The sequence below is a fragment of the Christiangramia aquimixticola genome (assembly GCF_048285835.1).
Lineage (GTDB): Bacteria > Bacteroidota > Bacteroidia > Flavobacteriales > Flavobacteriaceae > Christiangramia > Christiangramia aquimixticola.
The window spans coordinates 214,208-240,126 of record NZ_JBLVTL010000001.1 but is presented as its reverse complement, the minus strand read 5'-3'; the positions used below and the strand labels follow the sequence as shown (position 1 = coordinate 240,126).

Genomic DNA, 25,919 nt, shown 5'->3' with positions numbered 1-25,919 from the left:
TATTTTTGATAAAACCTGAAAATCAAACTTTAGCCTTTATAAAGCGGAATTTAAGAACTTAACTCATGAAGAGAATTATCCTGGTGTTTATTTCAATCCTTACTTTTTCTTGCAACAGCGATACCAAAGAAGACCCTGTCAAGACGACCAATGCTAATGATACTCTAAATACAGAGGATCTACTGCCGGATAATCTTTTAGAGGAAAAAGTGGTCAATTTAGGAGAGACTGAGGCAAACAATCTTGTTGAATTACCATTGAATTGTATAAACCAGGAATATCCAAACAAGTTAGGGCAGACTTTAGAGAATAAAAATGCGCTTGACGAACCACATGTTCTACACCCGGCATTTTATGGATGTTTCGATTGGCATTCTTCCGTGCATGCTCACTGGTCTTTGGTAAGTTTATTAAAGCAATTCCCAAATTTGAAGAAAGGCGAAAAAATTAGGGAAGCTTTATCCAATTCACTAACTGCAGAAAATATTCAGGGTGAGATCGCCTATTTTAACCGTAAGGAAAGCACTTCTTATGAGCGAACCTATGGCTGGGCCTGGCTATTAAAACTTCAGGAAGAATTATTGAATTGGCAGGATCCTCTGGGTCAGGAATTAGCCAAAAACCTTCAGCCTTTGGCAGATCTTATTGTAAACAGATATAAAGAATTTCTTCCCAAACTTAATTATCCTATCCGTGTAGGTGAACATACCAACTCGGCTTTTGGACTAGGTTTTGCCTACGATTATGCAAAAACAACCGAAAATACTGAGTTTCTTGAAGCAATAAAAAAGAGTGCTCAAAGATTTTATTTAAAAGACGATAACTGTCCCGTAACCTGGGAGCCGGGAGGATATGATTTCCTTTCACCCTGCCTGGAAGAAGTGGATATTATGAGAAGGGTGTTGCCTAAAAGTGCCTTTAACCTTTGGATCGAAGATTTTATGCCTCAGTTAAAGAAAAAAGATTTCCAAATGGAGGTGGGCGAAGTTTCAGATCGTACCGATGGGAAGCTGGTGCATCTCGATGGCTTAAACTTTAGCCGTGCCTGGGTTTTCTATGGACTTGCTAACCAGTATCCTGAAAAATTTGGTCATTTAAGATCTTTAGCTAATAAACATGTATCTCATTCATTTTCCAATGTTGCAGGTGATTCCTATGAAGGAGGGCACTGGTTGGGTACTTTCGCTATTTACGCTTTAAAAGAAGCCGGGAAAAATTCTAAGGAGTGAAATCCTTTTTAAAAAATTTAGGACCGGGGATCCTTGTTTCGGCGGCGTTTATAGGTCCCGGAACGGTTACTGTTTGTAGTCTCGCCGGAGTAAATTTTGGGTACTCGTTGTTATGGGCCTTATTTATTTCGGTTTTGGCTTGTGTGGTTCTACAGGAAATGTCGGCGCGCCTTGGGCTTATTTATGGCAAAGGATTAAGTCATTGCATTCGCGAAGAACTTAAAAATCCTGTTATCCGTCTTTTCATTCTTTTCCTGATTTTTACTTCCATAGTAATTGGTAATGCCGCTTATGAAGCTGGTAACATTACGGGCGCGGTCCTGGGAGTTGAAGCGGTTTTTCCTTCTCTTAGTTATAATATTGGCAGTTTCAGGTTGAATTTCTGGAGTTTAATAATTGGGGCTACAGCGTTTATTTTATTATTTCTCGGGAGTTATAAGAAACTTGAAAAAGTATTCATCGCGCTGGTTTTCTTAATGAGTCTTGCATTTATTATTACCGCAATTCTAACCAAACCTGATATTTCAGCAGTTTTAAAAGGATTTGTGCCCGGTTCTCTAGATGAAGGGCTACTTACCGTGATCGCATTAGTAGGAACCACTGTAGTGCCCTATAATCTCTTTTTACACGCATCGATTGTAAGTGAAAAATGGCGGGGAGAAAAATATTTGGGAGTAGTAAGAAAAGAGCTGGTATTCTCTATTTTTCTGGGTGGATTAGTATCTATGGCCATTGTAGTGGCGGCAGCTGCTTCAAATATTGAGGAAATAGAAAGTGCGAAAGATCTTGCTGCGGGATTAGAGCCATTATTTGGTAGTTCAGCAAGCATATTTCTTGGAATAGGTTTAATGGCTGCCGGAATTACATCTTCCATTACTGCTCCTTTGGCTGCTGCTTTCGTAGTTCAGGGTTGTTTAGGTTGGAAATCTGGCATGCAGGCGGGAAAGTTTAAAATGGTGTGGATGCTTATTATAGCATTAGGGGTAATATTTTCATCCCTGGGCATTAAACCCGTGGAGATCATCAAATTTGCGCAGATAACCAATGGGTTAGTGCTTCCGGTAATCGCAATTTTCTTATTTTGGATAGTAAACAAAAAAGAGGTTCTTGGAAAATACAGGAATAATCTAATTCAAAACATTTTAGGTGTCATTATTATCGCCCTGTCTATCTTCCTTGGAGCCAAATCTGTTCTAAGTGTAATCCAAAATTTTTAAAGATGAAAAAGACAATTCATATTAACTGTGATTTAGGAGAAGGTGGAGAGTATGATGAGCAAATCATGCCGTTAATTTCTGCTTGTAATATTGCTTGTGGAGGTCATGCAGGTAATCTTGAAACCATGCACAGGACGGTTAGACTGGCCATGGAAAATAATGTGGAAATTGGAGCTCATCCATCATATCCAGACAGGGAAAATTTTGGAAGAAACCACATGGAGATGTCTGCTGAAGATTTGAAATTATCCATCGAGGGACAGGTATTAAGCCTAAAGCAAATTGCCGAATCTGAAGGCGGAAAACTCACCCATATTAAGTTGCATGGAGCACTCTATAATGATGCTGCAAAAGATGAAAATATAGCCCGAATTGTTGTGGATTGTTTGCAGGAATTTGATGCAGATTTTAAATTATATGTGCCTCTCAATTCGAAAATTTCTGAGTTTGCAATGGGGAAATTTGACCTGTTTTTTGAAGCTTTTGCTGATAGGAATTATGATGAAAATTACAGCCTGATTTCCCGGCTAGAAAAGGATGCTTTGATCACTAAAAAAGAAGATGTTTTTGATCATGTTTTTTCTATGTATACTCATAATAAATTACATGTTTTAAACGGTGCTGAATTGGAAGCAAAAGCAGACACCTTTTGCCTGCATAGCGATACCCCTTCTGCAGTCGAAATTTTAAACTTTCTACATAAAAATTTTGCCCAGCAGGGGATAGAAGTTGCGAACACATAATGTCAAATTTCCCCAAAATATCTGCACTTGGAGATCATGGAATTCTTGTCCGGTTTGAAGAAAAAATAGAATCGGATACCCTCAAAACCGTCCTTGAATTTAGAGAATTGATCGAAAATCAAAACATTAAAGGAGTGGTTGAGGTAACAAATACATATAACTCGTTATTAATTAGTTACGATACTACAATAGAGAATGTCTATGGTGAAATTTTGAGCCTTTTTGCTTCAGGAGGGAGTACTAATATACCTAAAAAAAACAACTACAAAATTTTTTATCTACCCGTGTGTTATGATATGGAATTTGGCCTCGACCTGGACCATATTTCGAAAGTTAAAAACTTGTATCCTGAGGAAGTTATTTCTCTTCATACTGCGCCCCTTTATCAAATTTATTTTATCGGATTTATGCCTGGATTTTTATACCTGGGAGGCCTGGATGAAAGGCTTCATATTGCACGAAAAAATACCCCCCGAAAATTAGTTGAAAAAGGTGCTGTGGGAATAGGTGGAAACCAGACCGGAATCTATCCAAAAAACAGTCCCGGAGGATGGCAGATTTTGGGTAAAAGTCCGCTCAATTTTTTTGATAAAAATTCTGTTCCTCCAAGCCCATTTTCTCCTGGTGATAAAATAATATTTGAAGCGATCACAAAAGAGGAATATTTTAAAATTGAGGAACAAATTTCGAATGGTAATTACACCCTGAAAACTGAAATTGTAGATGGCTAAAATTAAAGTTTTACAGCCTGGATTATTTTCCACAATTCAGGATCTGGGAAGATCCGGATTTCAAAAATATGGCGTTCCTAAAAGTGGGGTTATGGATACGTATGCGATGCGCATATGTAATTTGATTTTAGGTAATACTGAAACAACTTCAGTTATGGAAATTACTTTTCTTGGGCCTCAACTTGAATTCGATGCCGCAACAAAAATTTGTATTAGTGGGGCCGATCTTTCACCGACTTTAAATTCAGAAAAAATTTCAAGTAACCATATCATTTCTGTCAACAAAGGAGACGTTCTCAAATTCGGGAGACGAATTTCAGGCTTCAGAAGTTATTTAGGGATTAAAGGAGGTTTTAAAACTGAAGTGGTCATGAACAGTCAAAGCTGGTATGACGGAATTACTTCAAGTACGCGACTGGATAAAGGCATGGAATTGGAATATACTACCTATGCCACAAAAGCCGTCCAGACTTTTTCTTCAATTAAACCTGAAATGGAATATTTGAATGATACCAATATTGAAGCTTATCCCGGACCTGAATTTGATCAATTGAATTTAGAGCAGCAGAAAATTTTATTCAGTGAGAATTTTTCGTTGAGTGAGAGCAGTAATCGTATGGCCATTCAGTTTAAGGAAAAACTTGAAAATTCACTGTCATCGATCATAACCGGGCCGGTTGTACCGGGAACAGTTCAATTAACTCCATCCGGCCAGTTGATCGCTCTTATGAGAGATTGCCAGACAACCGGTGGTTATCCAAGAGTCTTGCAACTTTCAGATCACGGAATCCAGGTGTTATCTCAAAAAATCCCGGGTGAAAAGATCAATTTCTTCAGGAAAGAATATTCTCTTGGATAGAATGAAGTTCTATAAATAAAAAAGTGCCATCGCAGTTTTGAATTATAGAAAAGACCCTACTCAGATCTATAATAAACTTTAGATGACACTTCTTTTGCCCCAAAACACTTTAGCTTAACTAAAATGACAAGACAAATATAGATCAAGGTCTCCTTTCAAATAAGGGGTTTTTTCCCCTAAATGCAAAGAATGCGTTCCTAATAGTTTTAATATATCTAATTTAGATTTTACTAAGCATTTTTATAAAATGGAAAAACCCAGTAAATGTATCACCCGGGAGAAAGCGACAGAACTTTCAGAAACATGGTGGATCACCCGTGGAAAAGCAATCGAAAAGGAACTAAAATTTAAAGATATTTGCGCCGTAAATTTTAGTATTGAAGAACTGGAAGCATATATAGCTTATGTAAAAGAAAATTCTAAGGATGTAAAAGCTCCGGGAATTTCCATTTGGATGGGAACTTATGCTAAAAATGAAAATAGCCCGGGCTATAGCACTGTTTTTCTTTCTCCAACTAAAAAGAAAGCCCCCGGAACTTATACTGAAGATGAAAATGATTTCGAGGAGAACGAAGAGATCGATCCTTTAAATCATGGTCAGGGTGTCTGGCCTCCCGGTATTTATTAAAATTTAAATTTTGTGTAACCTTTCCTTTACTTAATGCAGGAATACCTCGATTTTCTTATTGTAAGAAAAGTATATGTAACTCTTTTAGTAGAATTTTTATCTGCGCTGGCAGGAAGTTTATACCTTCTTAAAACTGCAGCACCGGAAAAGCTTATTAAACAGTTTGTCTGGTTTTTATGGTCCATATTCATGATAGACTTGCTGGGAGGTTATAGTATTTGGGCATATTTTGATAATTATCAAACCCTCCCATTCTTAAAAGATTCTCTATTTACCAGGAATTTCTGGTGGTTTAATATCGCCAAGACATACTTTATCGTGGGCTATTGCTATTTCCTGCATAGCAAAATAATGGATACCCGAATTACCTCTTATTTAAAATGGGCCATATTAATTTTTATCGCATTCGCGGTTTATAATATGTTTTTTAGCGGAGAGTTCTTTGTTCGTTATATTACAAAAACCTTTACCCTGGGAACTTTCCTTGTTATCACCAGTGTATTCGCATATTTTTATGATATCCTAATTTCAGATCAGGTTCTTAATTTTCATAAGAATGTGTTTTTTTATATGGCGCTTGGAATTCTGGTGTGGTACCTGGTAATTCCTCCAATCGAAATCTATCTCGATTATTTTACTGAAGAAAATGAATTTTTTATTGAGGTATTTGCGGCAGTGCTGCGGTATGCCAATATCTTCCTGTATGTTATGTTCATTCTCGGATTTTATATTGATTACAGGTTTCGCAGAAAACAAAAACTGGTAAAAAACAGTTCCAATCGTTTACTATAGATCCTTGAATCTTATTGAAATTACGTATACTTGTTAGGCTAATCCAATCATTAGAATGCTTCGTAAAGAGGAAATATTATTAATAATTTATTTTATTCTCGTAATTACATTTCTGTCGGGATTTACCATCATCTTTTTCATAACCTATCAAAGGCGGAAGAATAAGCTCCTTCAGGAGAAATTCCAGGCAGAACAGGACTTTAAGACTGAATTATCCAATGTGCGTATGGAAATTCAGGAAGCTACTCTTAAGAATGTTAGCTGGGAACTACATGATAATATTGGTCAACTTCTCGCGATCGCAAGTATGCAACTTAATATTCTTAGTAAAAAGGTTGATGAAGCCTCGCATTCTACTGTAAATGAAGTAAAAGACCTTGTGGCCAACTCGCTCTCAGAAATCAGAGCACTGTCAAGATCTTTGAATAATGAGGTGGTTGATTATGTTGGTTTGGAGGCATCTGTAAAAAATGAGATCGAAAGATTTAACAGGCTTGCCGTTCTGGAGGCTAAATTAGATATTCAGGGTAAGCCATATCAGGTCTCACAGGAAGACAGTATTATATTATTCAGGATCATACAGGAGTTCCTTTCCAATACAATAAAATATGCCGCAGCTTCAAAGCTTAATGTGAACTTTATTTATGGCCGGGATCTTCTGGAAATCTTAATCGAGGATAACGGCATAGGTTTCGATATTGAAGAAACAAAAGCCGGTTCAGGGATGCTTAATATGCGCAGCCGTGCTGAGATTATTAATGCTGGTTTCCTGCTGAAGTCTTCGCCCGGTAAAGGAACTTCCTTATCTTTAACCTATCCAACCAAGATTACAACCAATGAATAAGTCGATCATAATTGTTGACGATCATAAACTTTTTGCGCAGTCCCTTCAAATCCTTGTAAACTCCTTTGAAGGTTTCCATGTAAATCATGTATTCAAGAATGGTGAGGAACTGGTTAAGCATTTAGAAGAAGGTCATGGTTCGCCAGATATCGTTCTATTGGATATGCGAATGCCGGTAATGGATGGAATGGCTACCATGAAATGGTTGAAAGAGAACCATCCGAATCAAAAGGTGCTTACCCTTACCGTAGATCAGGAAGATGAAAGTATTATAAAAATGCTAAGGCTGGGTTGCCGCGGATATTTGCTTAAAGACATAGATCCGGAAGAGTTTGAACAAGCATTAAACGCTATAGATCGCACGGGCTATTATTCCAACAAGACAATATCAGATGCCTTAAGCCGGGAAGAAAGACAAAAGAAATACGAGGAGCTTACCAAAAGGGAATTTGAATTCCTGAATCTGGCCTGTAGCGAAAAGACTTATAAGGCCATTGCAGACGAAATGAATTTAAGTCCCAAAACGGTTGAAAACTATCGGGAAAGCCTGTTCCAGAAACTTCAGGTTAAAAGTCGGGTAGGGCTGGTGATATATGCGATTAAAGAAGGTATTGTGGATATTGCATAATTTAAGAATACTTTAATTCAAATCTTCATTTTCCCATTCTATAACTGCACAATGTACAGTATCTTCGTGTATTCAAAATTTAATTGTTGTGATAGATTCAGCTAAAATCGAACTTAGAAATTTAAGGGTTAAAGACTATGAGGAGTTAAAGATCTCCATGGTGAAGAGTTATCAGGCAATGCCTGATGAATACTGGAGCAAGGGAGAGATCAAGACTTTGGTGAATAAATTTCCTGAAGGTCAGCTTTGCATTGTCATAGATAATCGCATTGCTGGGTGTGCGCTTTCTATCATAGTAGATTATGATAAGTTTGACGATAATCATACTTATGAAGAGATCATTGGAGGTGAAAATTTCTCTACGCACTCCAAGAACGGAAACGTCCTTTATGGAATTGATGTCTTTATCCATCCGGAATTTCGCGGAATGCGTTTGGGTCGCCGACTTTATGAGGCAAGAAAAGAACTTTGCGAACACCTTAATTTAAAGGCGATCGTATTTGGTGGCAGGATCCCTAATTATGCAAAGTATGCCGAGGAGCTATCTACTAAAAAATATATAGAGAAAGTTAAGCTGCAGGAGATCCATGATCCTGTTTTATCATTTCAGTTAAATAACGATTTCCACGTAAAGAAGGTGATCAAGGGTTATCTGCCCGGCGATCATGAAAGCAAGGAATATGCAACCTTGATGGAGTGGAACAATATTTACTATACCAAACCTCAAAAGCTTGTAAATACTACCAAAACGGTGGTAAGGCTGGGATTGGTGCAGTGGCAGATGCGTCTTTTTAAAGATTATGACGCCCTGGTTTCACAGATCGAATTCTTTGTGGATGCGGTGAGTAACTATCAGAGTGATTTTATTCTCTTTCCGGAACTTTTCAACGCTCCTTTAATGGCTCAGTTCAATCATTTATCTGAACCTGAAGCGATACGCGGACTTTCAGATTATACGGAAAGATTACTGGAAACTTTTAGAGAATTTGCCATCAACTATAACATCAATATCATAACCGGGAGTATGCCTCAGGCAATAGGTGAGCACATGTATAATGTAGGTTTCCTTTGCCGAAGAGATGGAAGTTACGAGCGATATGAAAAACTGCATATTACTCCGGCTGAAGAAACTGCCTGGGGAATGAAAGGCGGAAATAAACTGGAAACTTTTGATACCGACTGTGGAAAGATCGGTGTTCTAATTTGTTATGATGTAGAGTTCCCTGAAGTTTCAAGGATTCTTGCGGAAGAGGGTATGAACATACTTTTTGTACCATTTATGACCGATACCCAAAATGGATACTCAAGAGTAAAGATTTGTGCCCAGGCGAGAGCAGTAGAAAATGAGTGTTATGTCGCAATTGCCGGTTCTGTAGGAAACCTTCCTAAGGTTGATAATATGGACATTCAATACGCTCAAAGTGCGGTGTTGACTCCTTCAGATTTTGCTTTTCCGGTTAATGGGATTAAAGCTGAAGCAACTCCAAATACAGAAAGTACTTTACTGGTAGATGTAGATCTTGACCTTCTAAAAGAGCTGCATAATTTTGGAAGTGTTCGAAATATGAAAGACCGCAGAAAAGATCTTTATTCATTGAAAAAGAAAAAATAAATTCACGTTTTAATTAATTCGTAACCCTGTCCCGAAGCCTCGGAATATGTCAGGATCTTTTTAAGAATTTGTTCGTGAAATACAACTTTAAATAAAGCCATCTTTTAGATGGCTTTTTTGTTATTCCCTCCTTTGTATAAAATAAATCAAATCATTTAGCTATCGTAATAAACTTTTATTTAAAACACTAAAAATCAAATAGTTATGATTTAATGAGTTGTTTTGAAATTAATTCTGCCACCGCTTGAGAAGGTGATCAGTATACTTAACAGTGTATTTTTAAATCTTATTTGAAAATAGAATCTGTTTTAAATGAATACTAAATACAGCAGCACCATAACTCAAAGTGATTCTCAACCTGCCTCGCAGGCGATGCTTCACGCCATAGGATTAAGTAAGGAAGATCAGAAAAAAGCATTCGTTGGGATTGGGAGTACCGGTTATGAAGGGAATCCATGTAACATGCATTTAAATGACCTTGCCAAGGAGGTGAAAAAAGGAACCCAACAGGCGGGATTGAATGGTCTAATTTTTAACACCATTGGAGTAAGTGACGGTATTTCTATGGGAACCCCGGGAATGCGTTATTCACTGCCTTCCAGAGATCTTATTGCAGATTCAATGGAAACTGTAGTAGCCGGAATGTCTTATGATGGGCTGGTAACTGTGGTTGGTTGCGATAAGAATATGCCGGGTGCATTGATGGCAATGTTAAGACTTAACAGGCCTTCTGTTTTAGTTTATGGAGGAACTATATCCTCCGGTTGCCATAATGGAAAGAAACTGGATGTTGTGTCAGCATTTGAAGCCTGGGGCTCGAAAGTTTCTGGAGAAATGCAGGAAGAAGAATATCAGCAGGTAATAGAAAAAGCCTGTCCGGGAGCTGGAGCCTGCGGCGGAATGTATACTGCCAATACAATGGCTTCATCTATTGAAGCTCTGGGAATGAGTCTGCCCTATAACAGTTCTAACCCCGCCACGGGTCCTGAGAAGATTCAGGAAAGTATCAAGGCGGGAGAAGCGATGAATTATCTTCTGGAAAAAGATCTAAAACCCAAAGATATAGTTACTGCCAAATCACTGGAAAATGCGATCCGGCTTTTAACCGTCCTTGGCGGTTCTACCAATGCGGTGCTTCATTTTTTAGCGATCGCGAAGGCAGCAGATATCAGTTTCGGACTTAAGGATTTTACCAGAATATGTGAAGAGACTCCATTTCTGGCAGATCTTAAACCCAGCGGAAAATACCTGATGGAAGATATACACCGGATTGGTGGAATCCCGGCAGTTATGAAATATATGCTCGAAAAAGGATTGCTTCATGGCGAATGTATGACGGTCACCGGTAAAACAATTGCTGAAAACCTTGAAAATGTAAAACCATTACCTGAAGATCAGGATGTGATCCATCCTGTTGAAAAACCTATCAAAGCCACCGGACACATCAGAATATTATATGGAAATCTGGCTTCGGAAGGTTCCGTTGCTAAAATAACGGGCAAGGAAGGTCTGGAATTTAAAGGAAAGGCAAGAGTTTTTAACGGCGAATTTGAAGCGAACGAAGGGATCTCCTCAGGGAAGGTTCAGAAAGGAGATGTAGTCGTCATTCGCTATGAAGGCCCCAAAGGAGGCCCGGGAATGCCCGAAATGCTGAAGCCAACTTCGGCCATAATGGGAGCAGGTCTGGGTAAAGAAGTCGCTTTAATTACCGATGGGAGATTTTCTGGAGGGACACATGGCTTTGTAGTTGGGCACATCACACCGGAAGCTCAGGAAGGGGGACTAATTGGCCTTTTAAAAGATGGAGATGAAATAAGTATTAATGCGAAAACCAATCGCATTGAAGCTCATTTGAGTGATGAAGAAATAAAGAAAAGAAAAGAAGCCTGGAAAGCACCCGCTTTTAAGGTTACCGGAGGTGTACTCTATAAATACGCAAAAACAGTAGCATCTGCCTCTCAGGGCTGTGTTACAGATGAATTTTAATACGGTGAATTATGCAGGTTAAAACAGCAAGTTTCGAAAAAGTGAACACGAAAAGTACAATGACCGTTTCGGGAGCCGAAGCAGTGATTAAATGTTTGCTTGAAGAAGGTGTAGAGACTATTTACGGTTATCCCGGCGGTGCGATCATGCCCGTCTATGATGAACTGTTCAAATATCAGGAAAAAATTCACCATGTCCTCACCCGGCACGAACAGGGTGCAACCCATGCAGCTCAGGGTTATGCCAGAGTTTCAGGGAAAGTAGGAGTTGCTGTGGCAACCTCGGGACCGGGAGCGACAAATCTTGTTACCGGGATCGCAGACGCCCAAATAGATTCAACGCCTATGGTATGTATCACCGGGCAGGTTGGTTCCCATCTTTTGGGAAGTGATGCTTTTCAGGAGACCGATATTGTAGGTATTTCCACTCCTATTACAAAATGGAATTACCAGATCACCAAAGCTGAAGAGATCCCGGAAGTGATGGCTAAGGCATTTTATATTGCCAGATCGGGAAGACCGGGACCTGTACTTATAGATATTACTAAAGATGCTCAATTCGCTTCGCTTGAATTCAGCTATAAGAAGTGCTCCGGGATAAGAAGTTATAAGCCTGTTCCGGAACTGAATCTTTTGGAAGTGCAACGTGCGGCAGAAGTTATCAATAAAGCCAAAAAACCCATGATAGTTTGGGGGCAGGGAGTGATCCTTGGTGGGGCAGAAGAACTTTTAAAAGCTGTAGTTGAAAAGGCAGGAATTCCTGCGGCATGGACCATTTTAGGGCTTTCAGCCTTGCCTACAGATCATCCTCTTAATGTGGGGATGGTGGGAATGCATGGGAACTATGCCCCGAATATGCTCACCAACGAGTGCGATGCTTTAATCGCCATCGGGATGAGGTTTGACGACCGGGTTACCGGAAACCTTGAAAAGTATGCAAAACAGGCAAAAGTGATCCATTTTGAGATAGACCCTGCCGAGATCAATAAAAATGTACATGCAGATTATCCTGTTTTAGGCGATGTGAAAGAAAGCCTTAAAGCCCTGCTGGAATTACTGGATCCAAATTCCCATGAAGTCTGGCATCAGAAGTTTAAGGATATGTATGAGACAGAATATGAAAAAGTGATCAAGGGAAATCTTGATGTAAATAAGAAGGATCTGGGCATGGCAGAAGTGATCCGCGAGATCAATATTCAGTCTAAAGGAGATGCGATCATAGTTTCAGATGTTGGGCAGCATCAAATGGCCGCCTGCCGTTATGCAAAATTCAATGGCACCCGGAGCAATGTAACTTCAGGCGGATTAGGCACCATGGGCTTTGCCCTTCCTGCCGCAATAGGAGCGAAAATGGCTAAACCCAAGAGAGATGTGGTTGCCGTAATAGGAGACGGTGGTTACCAGATGACCATTCAGGAGCTTGGGACCATTTTCCAAACAAAGGTCCCGGTAAAAATTGTGCTTTTAAATAATGGTTTCCTGGGAATGGTAAGACAATGGCAGCAGTTGTTCTTTGATAAGCGCTATGCTTCCACAACCATGGTAAACCCTGATTTTATCACGATAGCCAAAGGTTATCATATCAAAGCAAAACAGGTTACAGAAAGAAGTCAGTTAGAGGATGCTGTGAAGGAAATGATGGAAAGTGAGGAAGCTTACTTCCTTGAAGTGAAAGTTGAACAGGAAGAGAATGTGTTCCCAATGATCCCAACGGGAGCTGCAGTTTCAGACATATTATTAGAGTAATGGAAAAGAAGAATTATACAGTATCAATATATACCGAGAATAATCTTGGATTATTGAGCAGGATAGCGGCCATTTTTTTAAAAAGGCACATCAACATTGAAAGTATTACCGCGTCTCCCAGCGAGGTGACCGAGGTAATGCGCTTTATCATCATAGTTAATGTGACCGAGGAACAGATCAAAAAGATCGTTGGCCAGATAGAGAAACAAATAGAAGTGATCAAGGCATTTTATCATACAGATGCGGAAACCATTTATCAGGAAACGGCGCTGTATAAGATCAAATCTGAAGATTTTCTCGATGATCATAATATCCAGGATTTTATAAAGGAGACCAATGCAAGAATTGTAACGGTAACCAAAGAATTCTTCGTGATAGAAAAAACCGGAAAACGTTCTGAAGTTGATGCTTTATACGAAAAGCTTAAACCGTACGGATTAATGCAATTCGTAAGATCAGGGACCATCGCAGTAACCAAAAATGAAATGCCGATCTCAGGAATATTAGAAAAATTTAATACTACAAACTCATTATCATGACCAACTATTTTAACAGCCTTTCTACAGCTGAAAAACAAGATCAACTCGGCACCTGCCGTTTTATGGAACGGGATGAATTCAGTAATGGAACTGCAGCCCTTTATGGTAAAAAAATAGTAATCGTGGGCTGCGGAGCTCAGGGTCTCAACCAGGGACTCAATATGCGTGACAGCGGCCTCGATATTTCATACGCACTTAGAGAAGGTGCGATCAAAGAGAAGCGCCAGTCGTGGAAGAATGCTACAGAAAATGACTTCGAAGTCGGTACTTATAAAGAATTGATTCCGGAAGCAGATCTGGTGATCAATTTAACTCCGGACAAGCAACATACCTCGGTTATCAAAGCTATTCAACCTTATTTGAAGAAAGGAGCGGTACTTTCCTATTCTCATGGTTTTAATATGGTTGAAGAAGGAATGAAGATCCGTGAAGATGTGACTGTTATTATGGTTGCACCTAAGTGTCCCGGGTCTGAAGTTCGCGAAGAATATAAAAGAGGTTTCGGGGTGCCCACCCTTATCGCTGTACATCCCGAAAATGACCCTCAGGGAATTGGGCTTGAATGGGCTAAGGCTTATGCATACGCCACCGGAGGTCACAGGGCAGGAGTCCTGGAATCATCATTTGTTGCAGAAGTAAAGTCTGACCTTATGGGGGAACAGACCATTCTTTGCGGAGTGTTGCAAACCGGTTCGATCCTCACTTTTGATAAGATGGTTGCTGAAGGTGTGGAACCTTCATATGCTGCGAAACTAATTCAGTATGGTTGGGAAACTATTACTGAAGCCCTGAAACATGGCGGAATCACTCAAATGATGGACAGACTTTCAGATCCTGCGAAATTAAGAGCTTATGCGATTTCGGAAGAATTAAAAGATAAGATGAGACCGCTTTTTCAAAAGCATATGAATGATATTATTTCCGGGGAATTCAGCAGCCGAATGATGAAAGACTGGGCTAATGACGATAAGGAGTTGCATACCTGGCGCGCTGAAACTGAAAATACCGCTTTTGAAAAGACTGAAGCAACATCAGCAGATATCACCGAACAGGAATATTTTGATAAAGGTGTTTTACTGGTGGCCTTTGTGAAGTCTGGTGTGGAACTGGCCTTTGAAACTATGGTAGATGCAGGGATTATTGAAGAATCGGCTTATTATGAGTCGCTTCATGAAACGCCGCTTATTGCCAATACGATTGCCAGAAAAAAATTATATGAAATGAATAGGGTGATCTCTGATACTGCTGAATATGGCTGTTATCTTTTTGATCATGCTGCAAAACCATTGATCAAGGATTATGTGAAATCCCTTGAACCGGAAGTTGCAGGAAGAAAATTCGCTTCTGAAGAAACTGGTGTAGATAGCCAGAAACTGGAGAAAGTGAATGCCGAAATAAGAAATCATCCTGTTGAAGAGGTCGGAGCAAAATTGAGATCTGCGATGACCGCAATGAAGAAAATATACGCCTAATGAATACACTGCTGGAAAAAGATACAATATACAAACCAAGTCTCGAAGCCGTAAAACAGGCTGCTGAAAGGATTTCAAAGGTGGTTCTAAAAACTCCTTTGGCAGATTCTTTCACTTATAGCAAACGTTTTGAGGCGAATGTAATGCTGAAAAGAGAAGACCTGCAACAGGTAAGATCTTACAAGATTCGGGGGGCGTATAATAAGATTTCCAGCCTGGCTCAGGATCAGCTCGATAAAGGGGTGATTTGTGCCAGTGCGGGCAACCACGCACAGGGCGTTGCATTTGCCTGTAATAAATTAAAGGTGAAAGGCATAATTTATATGCCGGGTACAACCCCCAAACAAAAGGTGGAACAAACCCAAATGTTTGGGGGAAACTGGGTGGAGGTTGTTCTTAAAGGAGACACTTACGACGATTCTTTTAAAAGCGCCATGAGGCATATGAAAGAGGAAAACCTGGTCTTTATTCATCCTTTTGATGATGAGAAGGTGATAGAAGGTCAGGCTACCATAGCTCTGGAAATCCTTGAGCAATCTGATGAACCCATAGATTATATTTTCGCACCATTAGGTGGCGGCGGTTTACTTGCCGGGGTTTCTTCGATGTTCAAGGAATTATCACCTAATACCAGGATCATAGGGATCGAGCCTGAAGGCGCACCCTCCATGAAAACTTCCCTAAGAGAAGGCCGGGTTGTGGAACTGGATAATATCGAGCGTTTTGTTGATGGAGCTTCGGTTCAAAAAGTTGGAGCCAGGAATTTTGCGATCTGTAAGGAGAATCTGGATGAAATGATCACGGTGCCTGAAGGGAAGATCTGCCAGACGATCCTCGATCTTTATAATCAGGACGCGATAGTTGTAGAGCCTGCCGGAGCTATGGCAATTTCAGCATTGGATTTTTATGCAGAAGAGATCAAAGGTAAGAATGTGGTGTGCATAGTTAGCGGTAGTAATAACGATATCACCAGAACTGCCGAGATCAAGGAAAGAGCTTTACTATACGCCGGACTAAAACATTATTTTATTGTGACCTTTCCACAGAGAGCCGGTGCATTAAAAGAATTTGTTGCTAAGGTGCTGGGCCCAAATGATGATATCACTCATTTTGAATATTCTAAAAAGCATCATCGCGAAAATGGGCCTGCGGTTATTGGTATTGAATTAAAAGATCCAAAAGACTATGAACCACTGGTAGAGAGGATGAAAAGGAAGAATTTTTACGGAGAGTATCTCAATGATAACCCAAATTTATTTCAATTTTTGATATAGTAATTGCTTGCACCTCAAAATTTTATGTACATTTGAATTATGATTTCGATCAAACAAATAATATTACCCCGTTTCAATTTCAGGCCCCGCCGCTTCTAGGCAATGACCCCTGAAACCCTTTTCCTTTTAATATTATTTGATTTTTTTCCACTTTGAATTACTTAAACAGCATAGCATATAATTTTAATATCAGAACATTTTCTGATGTTACTCCTATGCGCCGCCGTTTCCCCCGCACGTAAGTGCGTCTATATATCTATGGAACTTAGGTGAGTCCGGTTCCACTTTCGAAAACCCAAATCAAAATATTTTTTTCAACTTAATTCTTTAGCAGATGAAAATTCTCATTGCTAATAAATCTCATGCTTCTTACGCTGAGATCATTTGTAATAGTATCGAAGAGTCGGCAAAGGTACGTGGTACCGGGATTGCCCGCAGAACGCCTGAATATATCATCAATAAGATGGAAAAAGGCAATGCGGTGATCGCGCTTGATGACGAGAAATTTGCAGGTTTCTGTTATATAGAAACCTGGAGCACGGAAAACTATGTGGCAAATTCTGGCCTTATAGTTCATCCGGATTACAGGAATCATGGCCTGGCCAAGGAGATCAAGAAGGTGATCTTCGAACATTCCAGAACTAAATATCCCAATGCCAAGATCTTCGGGATCACTACCGGATTAGCCGTGATGAAGATCAATTACGAACTGGGATACCAGCCGGTTACTTTTTCTGAACTAACAGATGATGAGACCTTTTGGAAAGGCTGTCAAACCTGTAAGAATTATGATATTCTTACCAGGACCGAACGTAAGATGTGCCTATGTACAGGAATGTTATACGATCCTGAAAAGAAAAAGGAGGTTAAGAAAGCAGCGAAACCATTGAGTAAGTTCAATGAAAAAGCATTCCAGAGATTAAAACATATTAAGCAGACGCTTTTTTATAAAAAGGAAAAGGCTGAAAAATAAAAGCAGGTAATTACGTCAAGCTGAACTCAGCTTCTCATGGGATCTTGAAACTCCCGCAGTACTGGGACAGGATGATGGATAGAAAAATTAAATAAATGAAAAAAGTAGTAATAGCATACAGCGGAGGATTGGATACATCCTACTGCGCGAAATATTTATCTGAAGAAGAAGGATTTGAGGTCCATGCGGTAAGTGTGAATACCGGCGGATTTTCAGAAGAAGAAATTCAGAAAATTGGAGATAACGCCAGGAAAATTGGGGCTACCAGTTATAAGAATATAGACGCGGTTTCCTCATTTTATCAGAAAGTAGTGAAATATCTCATTTTCGGTAATGTGCTGAAAAATGATACTTATCCATTATCGGTAAGTGCAGAACGAATTATTCAGGCGATCGAAATAGTGAACTACGCCAAGAAGGTAGGAGCAGGTTATATCGCTCATGGAAGTACCGGCGCAGGAAACGATCAGGTGAGGTTTGATATGATCTTCCAGATCATCGCACCGGAGATCAAGATCATAACTCCTATCAGGGATAAGAAACTTTCAAGACAGGAAGAGATTGAGTATCTTAAAGGAAAAGGAGTAGAGATGAACTGGGAGAAGGCTAAATATTCGGTGAACAAGGGACTTTGGGGAACCAGTGTTGGTGGAGCCGAAACCCTGACTTCAGAAAAGGCATTGCCGGAAGAAGCATTTCCTTCTCAATTAAAGGAAAAAACTGCGAAACAGGTAAGCCTTGGTTTTACTAAAGGAGAACTCACTTCTATAGATGGTAAAGAAAATACGCCGCAAAAAAACATAGAAATTCTTGAGACTATCGCTTCAAAATATGCCATTGGCAGGGATATTCATGTTGGTGATACTATCATCGGGATCAAGGGGAGAGTTGGTTTTGAAGCCGCAGCGGCATTGATCACCATCAAAGCCCATCATTTGCTGGAAAAACATACGCTTAGCAAATGGCAGCTTCAGCATAAGGATTATACCTCAAACTGGTATGGGATGCATTTGCACGAAGGTCTTTATCTGGACCCGGTTATGAGGGATTTTGAAGCTCAGCTACAAAGTTCACAGGAGAAAGTTACCGGAGATGTTTTTGTCACCCTGCAGCCATATAGATTCACTTTAGACGGAATTAAATCTCCAAATGATCTTATGAACAGCAGTTTCGGGAATTATGGGGAAGAGAATAAGGCCTGGACAGCAGATGATGCTAAAGGTTTTATCAAGATCCTTTCGAACTCTGGAAAGATCTATCAACATGTAAATCAGGAAGCATGATAGAAGCAGGAATCATAGGAGGAGCGGGTTATACGGCTGGGGAATTGATAAGAATTCTTTTGAGACACCCTGAGGTGAATCTTAATTTTGTTTATAGCACCTCTCAGCCGGGAAAATCGGTATCCTCAATTCATCAGGATCTTGTGGGAGAAACCGATCTTACATTTTTCAATCAGGTTAATAAAGAAGCCGATGTGGTTTTTCTCTGTCTGGGACATGGAAATTCCAAAAAATTCCTTTCAGATAATCAGTTTTCTAAAAAGACCAAAATTGTAGATCTGAGTTCCGATTTCAGGATGAAGTCAGAAGAGCATTCGTTCGTTTACGGACTGCCGGAAATGAATAAGGAAGAAATTAAGGGAGCCAATTTTATTGCAAATCCTGGGTGTTTTGCAACTGCGATCACCCTGGCAATTCTGCCATTAGCTGATAACGGATTAATAAAAGAAGATGTGCATGTAAATGCTGTGACGGGAGCAACCGGTGCAGGAACTTCACTTTCAGAAACCACTCATTTCACCTGGAGAGATAATAATTTTTCGGCTTATAAATCATTTGAACACCAACATCTACAGGAAATTGGTCAGTGTGTAAAGCAGTTGCAGAAAGATCATAAGGTAAATATCAACTTTATTCCCAACCGGGGGAATTTTTCCAGAGGGATACATGCCACTGCTTATACAAAGTTTAGCGGAGAGCTGGAGGAAGCAAAAGGTCTATATCAGGAATTTTATAAAGATGCCGCTTTCACCTTCGTCACAGAGGGAGATTTGCATTTAAAACAGGTGGTAAATACCAATAAATGTTTGCTGAGGTTACAAAAATTCGGTGATAAATTACTGGTCACCAGTGTGATCGATAACTTGTTGAAAGGAGCTTCAGGACAAGCGGTACAGAATATGAATCTGATGTTCGGTTTGGATGAGAAAACGGGACTGGGCTTAAAGGGGAGTTATTTTTAGTATTGAGAATTGAGAAATTTAAAGTGGACCGGGAACAGTCACATTGAGCGCAGTCGAAATGTGCCGGTTAAGAACATGAGATTGCGTCGCTTCATACAAACTCAGCTCGCAATGACAATTTAAGATTGACCAAAAAGATATAATATGAAAATAGCAATAATTGGTGCAGGAAATCTGGGAGTCTCTATCGCAAAGGGACTCATTTTCAGCAATGCTTTTACCACTCTTTATCTCAGTAAAAGAAAACTGGAAGGAATTCAGGAATTTTCAGAATATTCCAAAGTTACCGTGACTTCAGATAATCTGGAAGCGGTGCGAAATTCAGACATCCTGATCTTCGCCGTTCAGCCTACTCAATTAGAAAAGATCCTGCATGATATTAAAGATGACCTAACAGATAAACATGTCCTCATCTCTACGGTGACCGGATTTAAAATTGACCGGATCGAAAGTATCGTGGGAGCAGAACATTTTATTATTAGATCTATGCCCAATACGGCGATCGCCGTTGGAAAATCCATGACCTGTTTATGCAGTAATGAGATGGGCCAGAAAAGAATTGCGATCGCCGAAGCTATTTTCAATAGATTGGGAACAAGTATCATTATCCCTGAAAACAAGATGCAGGCGGCCACGGTGATCTGTGCCAGCGGAGTAGCATTCTGGATGCGCCTTATACGTGCAACCACCCAGGGAGCAGTACAACTTGGTTTTGATGCGAAAGAGGCTCAGGAGCTCTCTATGCAAACCTGTCTGGGTGCCGCAAGTTTGTTGATCGAATCGGGAAAACATCCTGAAGAAGAGATAGATAAAGTGACTACACCACGGGGCTGTACTATTGAAGGCCTGAACGAAATGGAGCATAATGGGCTTAGTTCCTCGCTTATAAAAGGAATTCAGGCATCATTCAAAAAAATAAATAATATCACAAATTAGTAGTTATGGAATTGTTTGATGTTTATCCGCTTTACGATATCACTCCGGTAAAAGGTGATGGCTGCTATGTTTTTGACAAAGCAGGGAATAAGTACCTGGACCTTTACGGGGGGCATGCTGTGATCTCTGTGGGACATTCTCATCCAAAATATGTGGAAGCCATTCAGGCGCAGGTTGCGAAACTTGGCTTTTATTCGAATTCTATTAAAAATCCTTTACAACAGGAACTTGCAGATAAGCTGGAAGAAGTTGCGGGAGTTAAGGACTATAGATTGTTTTTATGCAGTTCTGGTGCCGAGGCAAATGAAAATGCATTAAAAGTAGCTTCATTTCAAACCGGAAAGGATAGGGTCATCTATTTTGAAAATGCCTTTCATGGCAGGACTTCCGGGGTGGTAGCGATCACCGATAATGAAGCTATAAAAGCTCCTTTTAATAAGGGCCATAAGGCGACAAAACTAGCTTTTAATAATACCGAAGCTTTAAAAACCGAGATCGAAAAAGGAGATGTGGCGGCAGTAATTTTTGAAGTGATTCAGGGTGTGGGTGGACTTGATGAAGCCAATGCCGAATTTTACAAAACTGCAGCCGAATTATGTAAAGAAAACAACGTGATCCTTATCGCAGATGAGGTGCAATCTGGTTATGGAAGAACCGGTGAATTCTTTGCTTTTCAGAAGCATGAGATCAGGCCGGACATTATTTCGATAGCAAAGGGGATGGGAAACGGATTTCCAATCGGCGGAATTTTGATTGATAATAAAATTCAGCCGAAATACGGTATGCTGGGAACTACTTTTGGCGGCAACCATCTGGCTTGTGCCGCGGGAATTTCAGTTTTGGATATTATCAAAGATGAAAATTTAATGGATAATGTCACTGAAGTTTCAGAATTCGTAAAAGCAGAAGCTTCAAAAATTCAGCAGATCAAAAAGATCAAGGGCAGAGGGTTAATGATAGGCCTGGAATTCGATTTTGAGATAGCAGCCTTAAGAAAGGAACTCTTATTTGAACATAAGATCTTCACAGGAGCTGCTTCGAACAAAAAGCTGTTAAGGATCTTACCGCCATTGAATATAAAAAAAGAACACTTTGAGACTTTTTTCAATGCTCTGCAAAAGGCATTGAAAAATCAAAATAAAAACACTGTTGTGTCAGGCTGAAGTAAACTCAGGATGACCTATGAGCAAAATATAATATGAAGAACTATACCACACTAGCAGACATCGATAACCTGGAAACCATCATTAGGGAAGCCAGAGGTTTGAAATTTGAAAATCCCGATACAAAAGCAGGAGAAGGGAAAACCCTTGGGATGCTGTTTTTTAATCCGAGCTTACGTACCAGACTCAGCACCGAAAAAGCTGCGAAACTGCTCGGGATGCATGTAATGGTTATGAATGCCGATAAAGATGGCTGGGCGCTGGAATTTGAAGATGGAGCTGTAATGAATTCTGATAAGGCGGAGCACATTAAAGAGGCGGCGGCAGTGCTATCTCAGTATTGTGATATAATTGCGGTAAGGGCTTTTCCAGGGTTAAAGGATAAGGAAAAGGATGAATCTGAACTGGTGCTGAATAGTTTTAAAAAATACGCCTCAGTACCAGTGGTAAATTTGGAAAGTGCGACCGGGCATCCTTTGCAGGCTTTGGCAGATGCGATCACCATCCAGGAACACAACACAGCAGAAAAACCGAAAATTGTGCTTAGCTGGGCACCACATCCTAAAGCGTTGCCACAGTCGGTCGCCAATTCTTTTGTAGAGATGGTTCACAGGCTGGATGTGGATTTTGTGATCACAAATCCGGAGGGTTATGATCTGAATCCTGCAGTAAGAAAGGATATAAAAGTAGAACATGACCAGGAGAAGGCATTTAAAGATGCCGATTTCGTCTATGTGAAGAACTGGAGTAGTTATGAAGATTATGGTCAGGTTTTGAACGTAGAAAAGAACTGGATAGTAAATCAGGAAAAACTGAAGCACACCAATAATGCAAAAGTGATGCATTGCCTGCCGGTAAGGCGAAATGTGGTTATTGCCGATGATGTACTGGATAGTGAGAATTCAATTGTTATTCAACAGGCTAATAACAGAACCTTTGCAGCACAGGCTGTTTTGAAGAGGTTACTGGAAAGTTTAGATGCGTAATGGTGGATTCGTGGCAGAATAAATTGAAAATGAAACAAATACTGAAGGTTATAAAAATAGGAGGGAAGCTAATTGAAAATGAAGCTTCATTGAATTCCTTTCTGGAAGACTTTGTTCAACTGGAAGGACCAAAGATCCTGGTTCATGGCGGTGGAAACAAAGCTACAGAGATAGCAGGGAAGTTGGGCTATGAAACCCAAATGATAGATGGCAGAAGGATCACAGATAAAGATTCCATGGAGGTCATCACCATGGTTTATGGCGGACTCCTGAATAAGAATATTGCAGCGAAACTTCAGGGCAGAAAACAGAATGCGATAGGCCTTTGCGGAGCAGATGGACGGGTGGTGATTTCAAAATTAAGAGAAGTAAAAGACATCGATTATGGATATGTTGGAGACATTCAAAAGGTAAATTCTGGTTTTATAAGATCACTTCTGGAACAGGATATAGTACCGGTGTTTTCAGCGATCTCATGTACTGAAGATGGGATTTTACTAAATACAAATGGAGATTCGGTGGCTTCAGAAATAGCGATTGCCATGAGCGCAATTTTCGAAACACAGCTTTATTATTGTTCTGAGAAAAAAGGAGTACTTACCAATATTGAGAATGAAAATTCAGTGATCCCGGTTCTAAATTCCAAGAAATATAAAGAGCTGGTGGCATCTAAAGTGATTACAAACGGAATGCTTCCTAAGCTACATAATTGCTTTCAGGCTATTGAAAGAGGCGTCTCTAGTGTTAGGCTGGGAGATACGGGATTATTAAAAAATAATTCTATCCATACTAAAATAGTTAGTTAATGCAGTTAAATGAACTCCAGGCACAGGCCATAGAATTACTTAAAAATTTGATCCGGACTCAGTCATTTTCGGGTGAAGAAAATAAAACTGCAGGTCTGCTTGAGAACTGGTTTAAAGAGCATAACATTCCGCACAAGCGATACCTGAACAATGTGTGGGCGGTTAATAAGATTTTTGATGAAGCAAAGCCAACTTTATTGCTCAATTCCCATCATGATACGGTTAAGCCCAATTCAGCCTATACCAAAGATCCGTTCAAGGCGGAGATAGAAGACGGGAAGCTATTCGGTTTGGGGAGTAACGATGCCGGTGGTTGTCTGGTATCCCTTCTGGCCACTTTTACCTTTTTTTATGCGGAAGAAAAATTAAGTCATAATATTCTTTTTGCGGGCACTGCAGAAGAGGAGATCAACGGGAAAAATGGAATTGCAGCCTTGCTTCCAAAACTTCCTAAGATCGATGTGGCCATAGTTGGTGAACCTACTTTAATGAATCTGGCAGTTGCAGAAAAGGGCCTCGTTGTTTTTGATGCCGTGGTTAAAGGCACGCCCTCCCATGCGGCGCATGCTAATAATGATAATTCCATTTATAAAACAGCCAAAGTTCTGGAATGGTTTGAGAATTTTAAACTGGAAAAGGTTTCAGAAAACTTAGGAGAAGTGAAGGTAACGGTAACCCAGATCAACGCCGGGAGTCAGCATAATGTGGTGCCGGCAAAGGTACATCTGGTAATTGATGTTCGGGTTAATGACAAATACAGCAATGAAGAAATTGAACAGATTTTAAAAGAGAAGGCTCCGGTAGATGAGATAAATGCAAGGAGTTTAAGACTGAATTCTTCTTCGATCCCTCTGGACCACGAACTGGTGCAGGCAGGAATTGAACTTGGTATGGAGACTTATGGCTCTCCAACCCTTTCTGACCAGGCGATGCTTAGTTGTCCTTCTTTAAAATTAGGACCGGGCGATTCCACAAGATCACATTCGGCCGATGAATTTATCTATGTAAAAGAGATAGAAGAAGGAATTGAGAAATATATAAAACTGCTTGAAAAAGCGCTGATATAATTACAGCTTCAGGTGCACGTGTGATTTAAAAGATTTAGGTCATTTCGAGCATAACGAGAAATCTATAAATTCTCAATGGGAATTAAATCTGAAGGACGAATATTAAAAAGAAAATTATGAAACTCTGGGATAAAGGTATTTCAATAGACAAAAAGATCGAAAAGTTTACCGTGGGTAATGACAGGGAACTGGATATGCTTTTGGCAAAGTATGATATCCTGGCCTCCAGGGCACATGCCAAAATGCTCGGGAAAGTCGGAATATTAAAGGAAGGAGAAGTAGATGCTATCCTTTCAGAATTGGCCGAATTAAAGCTTCAGCTTGAAAATGGCAACTTCCAAATTGAAGAGGACTTTGAAGATGTTCATTCCAAGATAGAATTTGAACTTACCAAAAAACTTGGAGATACAGGAAAGAAGATACATACGGCCCGTTCCCGAAACGATCAGGTTCTGGTGGCCATGCAATTATATTTCAAGGAAAACCTTCAGGAGATCATAGGGAAAACAAAAAAACTTATTGAAGTTCTGTTAAATCTGGCAGATGAACATAAGGACAGGGTACTTCCCGGTTATACACATCTTCAGGTAGCTATGCCGTCTTCATTTGGCTTATGGTTTTCAGCTTACGCAGAGCTGCTTATCGATGATCTGTATTTACTGGAAGCAGGTTTAAAAGTGGTAGATCAAAATCCATTGGGATCGGCTGCAGGCTATGGTTCTTCCTTTCCCATAGACCGGGAATTCATTACTAAAGAGCTGGGTTTTTCAACTCAAAAATTCAATGTGGTCGCGGCACAGATGAGCAGAGGGAAATCTGAACGAACCGTTACTTCCAATATTGCCTCGCTTGCGAATACTTTGTCCAGATTCGCCATGGATATATGTTTATATATGAGCCAGAATTTTGATTTTATCACATTTCCTGATGAACTAACCACGGGTTCCAGCATTATGCCTCATAAAAAGAATCCGGATGTCTTTGAACTCATAAGGGGGAAATGCAATAAACTGCTGGCCATACCAAATGAAATGATCCTAATTACAAATAATCTACCCAGCGGTTATCACAGGGATTTTCAGCTAATCAAGGAGAATTCCATTTATGCGGTGGAAAATATGAAGGAGATCCTGGATGTTTTCACACATTCAATTCAGCAGATAGAAGTGAAATCTGTTGATCTTGATGATGAGAAATATAAATATTTGTTCACCGTGGACAGTATTAATAAGCTGGTAATGGAGGGGAATTCTTTTCGTGATGCCTATAAAACAATAGGGGAGCAGGTTCAGAATGATACCTACAAGAAACCTGAAGGGCTGAAGCATAGCCATACGGGGAGCAAGGATAATCTGGCCCTGAATATGATAAGGAATAAACTGCAGCAATTATAAATAAAAAACCTCCCGAAAACAGAAATTCCGGGAGGTTCAAACTAAACATG

At 39.9% G+C, this 25,919-nt stretch carries 24 protein-coding genes; all 24 read left to right on the top strand.

Annotated features, from left to right (window positions below; genetic code table 11):
• The first annotated feature begins 65 nt into the window (after positions 1 to 65).
• Positions 66 to 1,229, top strand: a complete 1,164-nt coding sequence (locus tag ACNKXV_RS01030) for a DUF2891 domain-containing protein (RefSeq protein ID WP_417905844.1) — start codon at positions 66 to 68, stop codon at positions 1,227 to 1,229.
• Positions 1,226 to 2,446, top strand: a complete 1,221-nt coding sequence (locus tag ACNKXV_RS01025; protein WP_417905843.1) for an Nramp family divalent metal transporter — start codon at positions 1,226 to 1,228, stop codon at positions 2,444 to 2,446. Before ACNKXV_RS01030 ends, ACNKXV_RS01025 begins: the two co-directional genes overlap by 4 nt.
• 2 nt (positions 2,447 to 2,448) lie before the next feature.
• Positions 2,449 to 3,189 carry a 5-oxoprolinase subunit PxpA gene (gene pxpA / locus ACNKXV_RS01020; protein WP_417905842.1) on the top strand — a complete coding sequence of 247 codons (741 nt, stop codon included), beginning with the start codon at positions 2,449 to 2,451 and terminating at the stop codon, positions 3,187 to 3,189.
• A complete protein-coding gene (pxpB, locus tag ACNKXV_RS01015; RefSeq protein ID WP_417905841.1) occupies positions 3,189 to 3,920 on the top strand; it encodes a 5-oxoprolinase subunit PxpB in 732 nt (243 codons plus the stop codon). Before pxpA ends, pxpB begins: the two co-directional genes overlap by 1 nt.
• Complete coding sequence (locus tag ACNKXV_RS01010; RefSeq protein ID WP_417905840.1) at positions 3,913 to 4,779, top strand: 5-oxoprolinase subunit C family protein; 867 nt, start codon at positions 3,913 to 3,915, stop codon at positions 4,777 to 4,779. Before pxpB ends, ACNKXV_RS01010 begins: the two co-directional genes overlap by 8 nt.
• Before the next feature lie 247 nt (positions 4,780 to 5,026).
• Positions 5,027 to 5,407 carry a hypothetical protein gene (locus ACNKXV_RS01005; protein ID WP_417905839.1) on the top strand — a complete coding sequence of 127 codons (381 nt, stop codon included), beginning with the start codon at positions 5,027 to 5,029 and terminating at the stop codon, positions 5,405 to 5,407.
• Positions 5,408 to 5,440: 33 nt separating this feature from the next.
• Positions 5,441 to 6,199 (top strand): hypothetical protein, encoded by a 759-nt coding sequence (locus tag ACNKXV_RS01000; protein WP_417905838.1) that lies wholly within the window; start codon positions 5,441 to 5,443, stop codon positions 6,197 to 6,199.
• 55 nt (positions 6,200 to 6,254) lie between these two features.
• Positions 6,255 to 7,043, top strand: coding sequence for a sensor histidine kinase (locus ACNKXV_RS00995; protein ID WP_417905837.1), 789 nt, complete (start codon positions 6,255 to 6,257; stop codon positions 7,041 to 7,043).
• On the top strand, positions 7,036 to 7,671 hold the full coding sequence (locus tag ACNKXV_RS00990) for a response regulator (RefSeq protein WP_417905836.1): 636 nt from the start codon (positions 7,036 to 7,038) through the stop codon (positions 7,669 to 7,671). Before ACNKXV_RS00995 ends, ACNKXV_RS00990 begins: the two co-directional genes overlap by 8 nt.
• Positions 7,672 to 7,759: 88 nt before the next feature.
• Positions 7,760 to 9,283 carry a carbon-nitrogen hydrolase family protein gene (locus ACNKXV_RS00985; RefSeq protein ID WP_417905835.1) on the top strand — a complete coding sequence of 508 codons (1,524 nt, stop codon included), beginning with the start codon at positions 7,760 to 7,762 and terminating at the stop codon, positions 9,281 to 9,283.
• Positions 9,284 to 9,595: 312 nt separating this feature from the next.
• Entirely contained in the window at positions 9,596 to 11,269 is a 1,674-nt protein-coding gene (gene ilvD / locus ACNKXV_RS00980) for a dihydroxy-acid dehydratase (RefSeq protein WP_417905834.1), read from the top strand.
• Positions 11,270 to 11,280: 11 nt separating this feature from the next.
• Positions 11,281 to 13,014: a biosynthetic-type acetolactate synthase large subunit gene (gene ilvB / locus ACNKXV_RS00975; protein WP_417905833.1), complete on the top strand. Its 1,734-nt coding sequence runs from the start codon at positions 11,281 to 11,283 to the stop codon at positions 13,012 to 13,014.
• Complete coding sequence (ilvN, locus tag ACNKXV_RS00970; RefSeq protein WP_417905832.1) at positions 13,014 to 13,553, top strand: acetolactate synthase small subunit; 540 nt, start codon at positions 13,014 to 13,016, stop codon at positions 13,551 to 13,553. Before ilvB ends, ilvN begins: the two co-directional genes overlap by 1 nt.
• On the top strand, positions 13,550 to 15,025 hold the full coding sequence (gene ilvC, locus ACNKXV_RS00965) for a ketol-acid reductoisomerase (protein ID WP_417905831.1): 1,476 nt from the start codon (positions 13,550 to 13,552) through the stop codon (positions 15,023 to 15,025). Before ilvN ends, ilvC begins: the two co-directional genes overlap by 4 nt.
• Positions 15,025 to 16,299: a threonine ammonia-lyase IlvA gene (gene ilvA, locus ACNKXV_RS00960; protein ID WP_417905830.1), complete on the top strand. Its 1,275-nt coding sequence runs from the start codon at positions 15,025 to 15,027 to the stop codon at positions 16,297 to 16,299. Before ilvC ends, ilvA begins: the two co-directional genes overlap by 1 nt.
• A gap of 334 nt (positions 16,300 to 16,633) precedes the next feature.
• Positions 16,634 to 17,272: a GNAT family N-acetyltransferase gene (locus tag ACNKXV_RS00955; RefSeq protein ID WP_417905829.1), complete on the top strand. Its 639-nt coding sequence runs from the start codon at positions 16,634 to 16,636 to the stop codon at positions 17,270 to 17,272.
• 95 nt (positions 17,273 to 17,367) lie between these two features.
• Positions 17,368 to 18,555 carry an argininosuccinate synthase gene (locus tag ACNKXV_RS00950; RefSeq protein WP_417905828.1) on the top strand — a complete coding sequence of 396 codons (1,188 nt, stop codon included), beginning with the start codon at positions 17,368 to 17,370 and terminating at the stop codon, positions 18,553 to 18,555.
• On the top strand, positions 18,552 to 19,517 hold the full coding sequence (gene argC, locus ACNKXV_RS00945; protein WP_417905827.1) for an N-acetyl-gamma-glutamyl-phosphate reductase: 966 nt from the start codon (positions 18,552 to 18,554) through the stop codon (positions 19,515 to 19,517). The genes ACNKXV_RS00950 and argC overlap by 4 nt, the downstream gene beginning before the upstream one ends.
• Before the next feature lie 144 nt (positions 19,518 to 19,661).
• The gene (proC, locus tag ACNKXV_RS00940) at positions 19,662 to 20,453 is read left to right on the top strand and encodes a pyrroline-5-carboxylate reductase (RefSeq protein ID WP_417905826.1); all 792 of its coding nucleotides are present in this window, start codon (positions 19,662 to 19,664) and stop codon (positions 20,451 to 20,453) included.
• A 5-nt stretch (positions 20,454 to 20,458) separates the two neighbouring features.
• Entirely contained in the window at positions 20,459 to 21,616 is a 1,158-nt protein-coding gene (locus ACNKXV_RS00935) for an aspartate aminotransferase family protein (RefSeq protein WP_417905825.1), read from the top strand.
• Between the two features lie 35 nt (positions 21,617 to 21,651).
• Entirely contained in the window at positions 21,652 to 22,602 is a 951-nt protein-coding gene (locus tag ACNKXV_RS00930) for an N-acetylornithine carbamoyltransferase (protein ID WP_417905824.1), read from the top strand.
• Between the two features lie 29 nt (positions 22,603 to 22,631).
• Positions 22,632 to 23,408, top strand: a complete 777-nt coding sequence (argB, locus tag ACNKXV_RS00925) for an acetylglutamate kinase (protein ID WP_417905823.1) — start codon at positions 22,632 to 22,634, stop codon at positions 23,406 to 23,408.
• On the top strand, positions 23,408 to 24,475 hold the full coding sequence (locus ACNKXV_RS00920) for a M20 family metallo-hydrolase (RefSeq protein ID WP_417905822.1): 1,068 nt from the start codon (positions 23,408 to 23,410) through the stop codon (positions 24,473 to 24,475). The genes argB and ACNKXV_RS00920 overlap by 1 nt, the downstream gene beginning before the upstream one ends.
• 116 nt (positions 24,476 to 24,591) lie before the next feature.
• Positions 24,592 to 25,869 (top strand): argininosuccinate lyase, encoded by a 1,278-nt coding sequence (argH, locus tag ACNKXV_RS00915; protein ID WP_417905821.1) that lies wholly within the window; start codon positions 24,592 to 24,594, stop codon positions 25,867 to 25,869.
• Positions 25,870 to 25,919 lie beyond the last annotated feature (50 nt).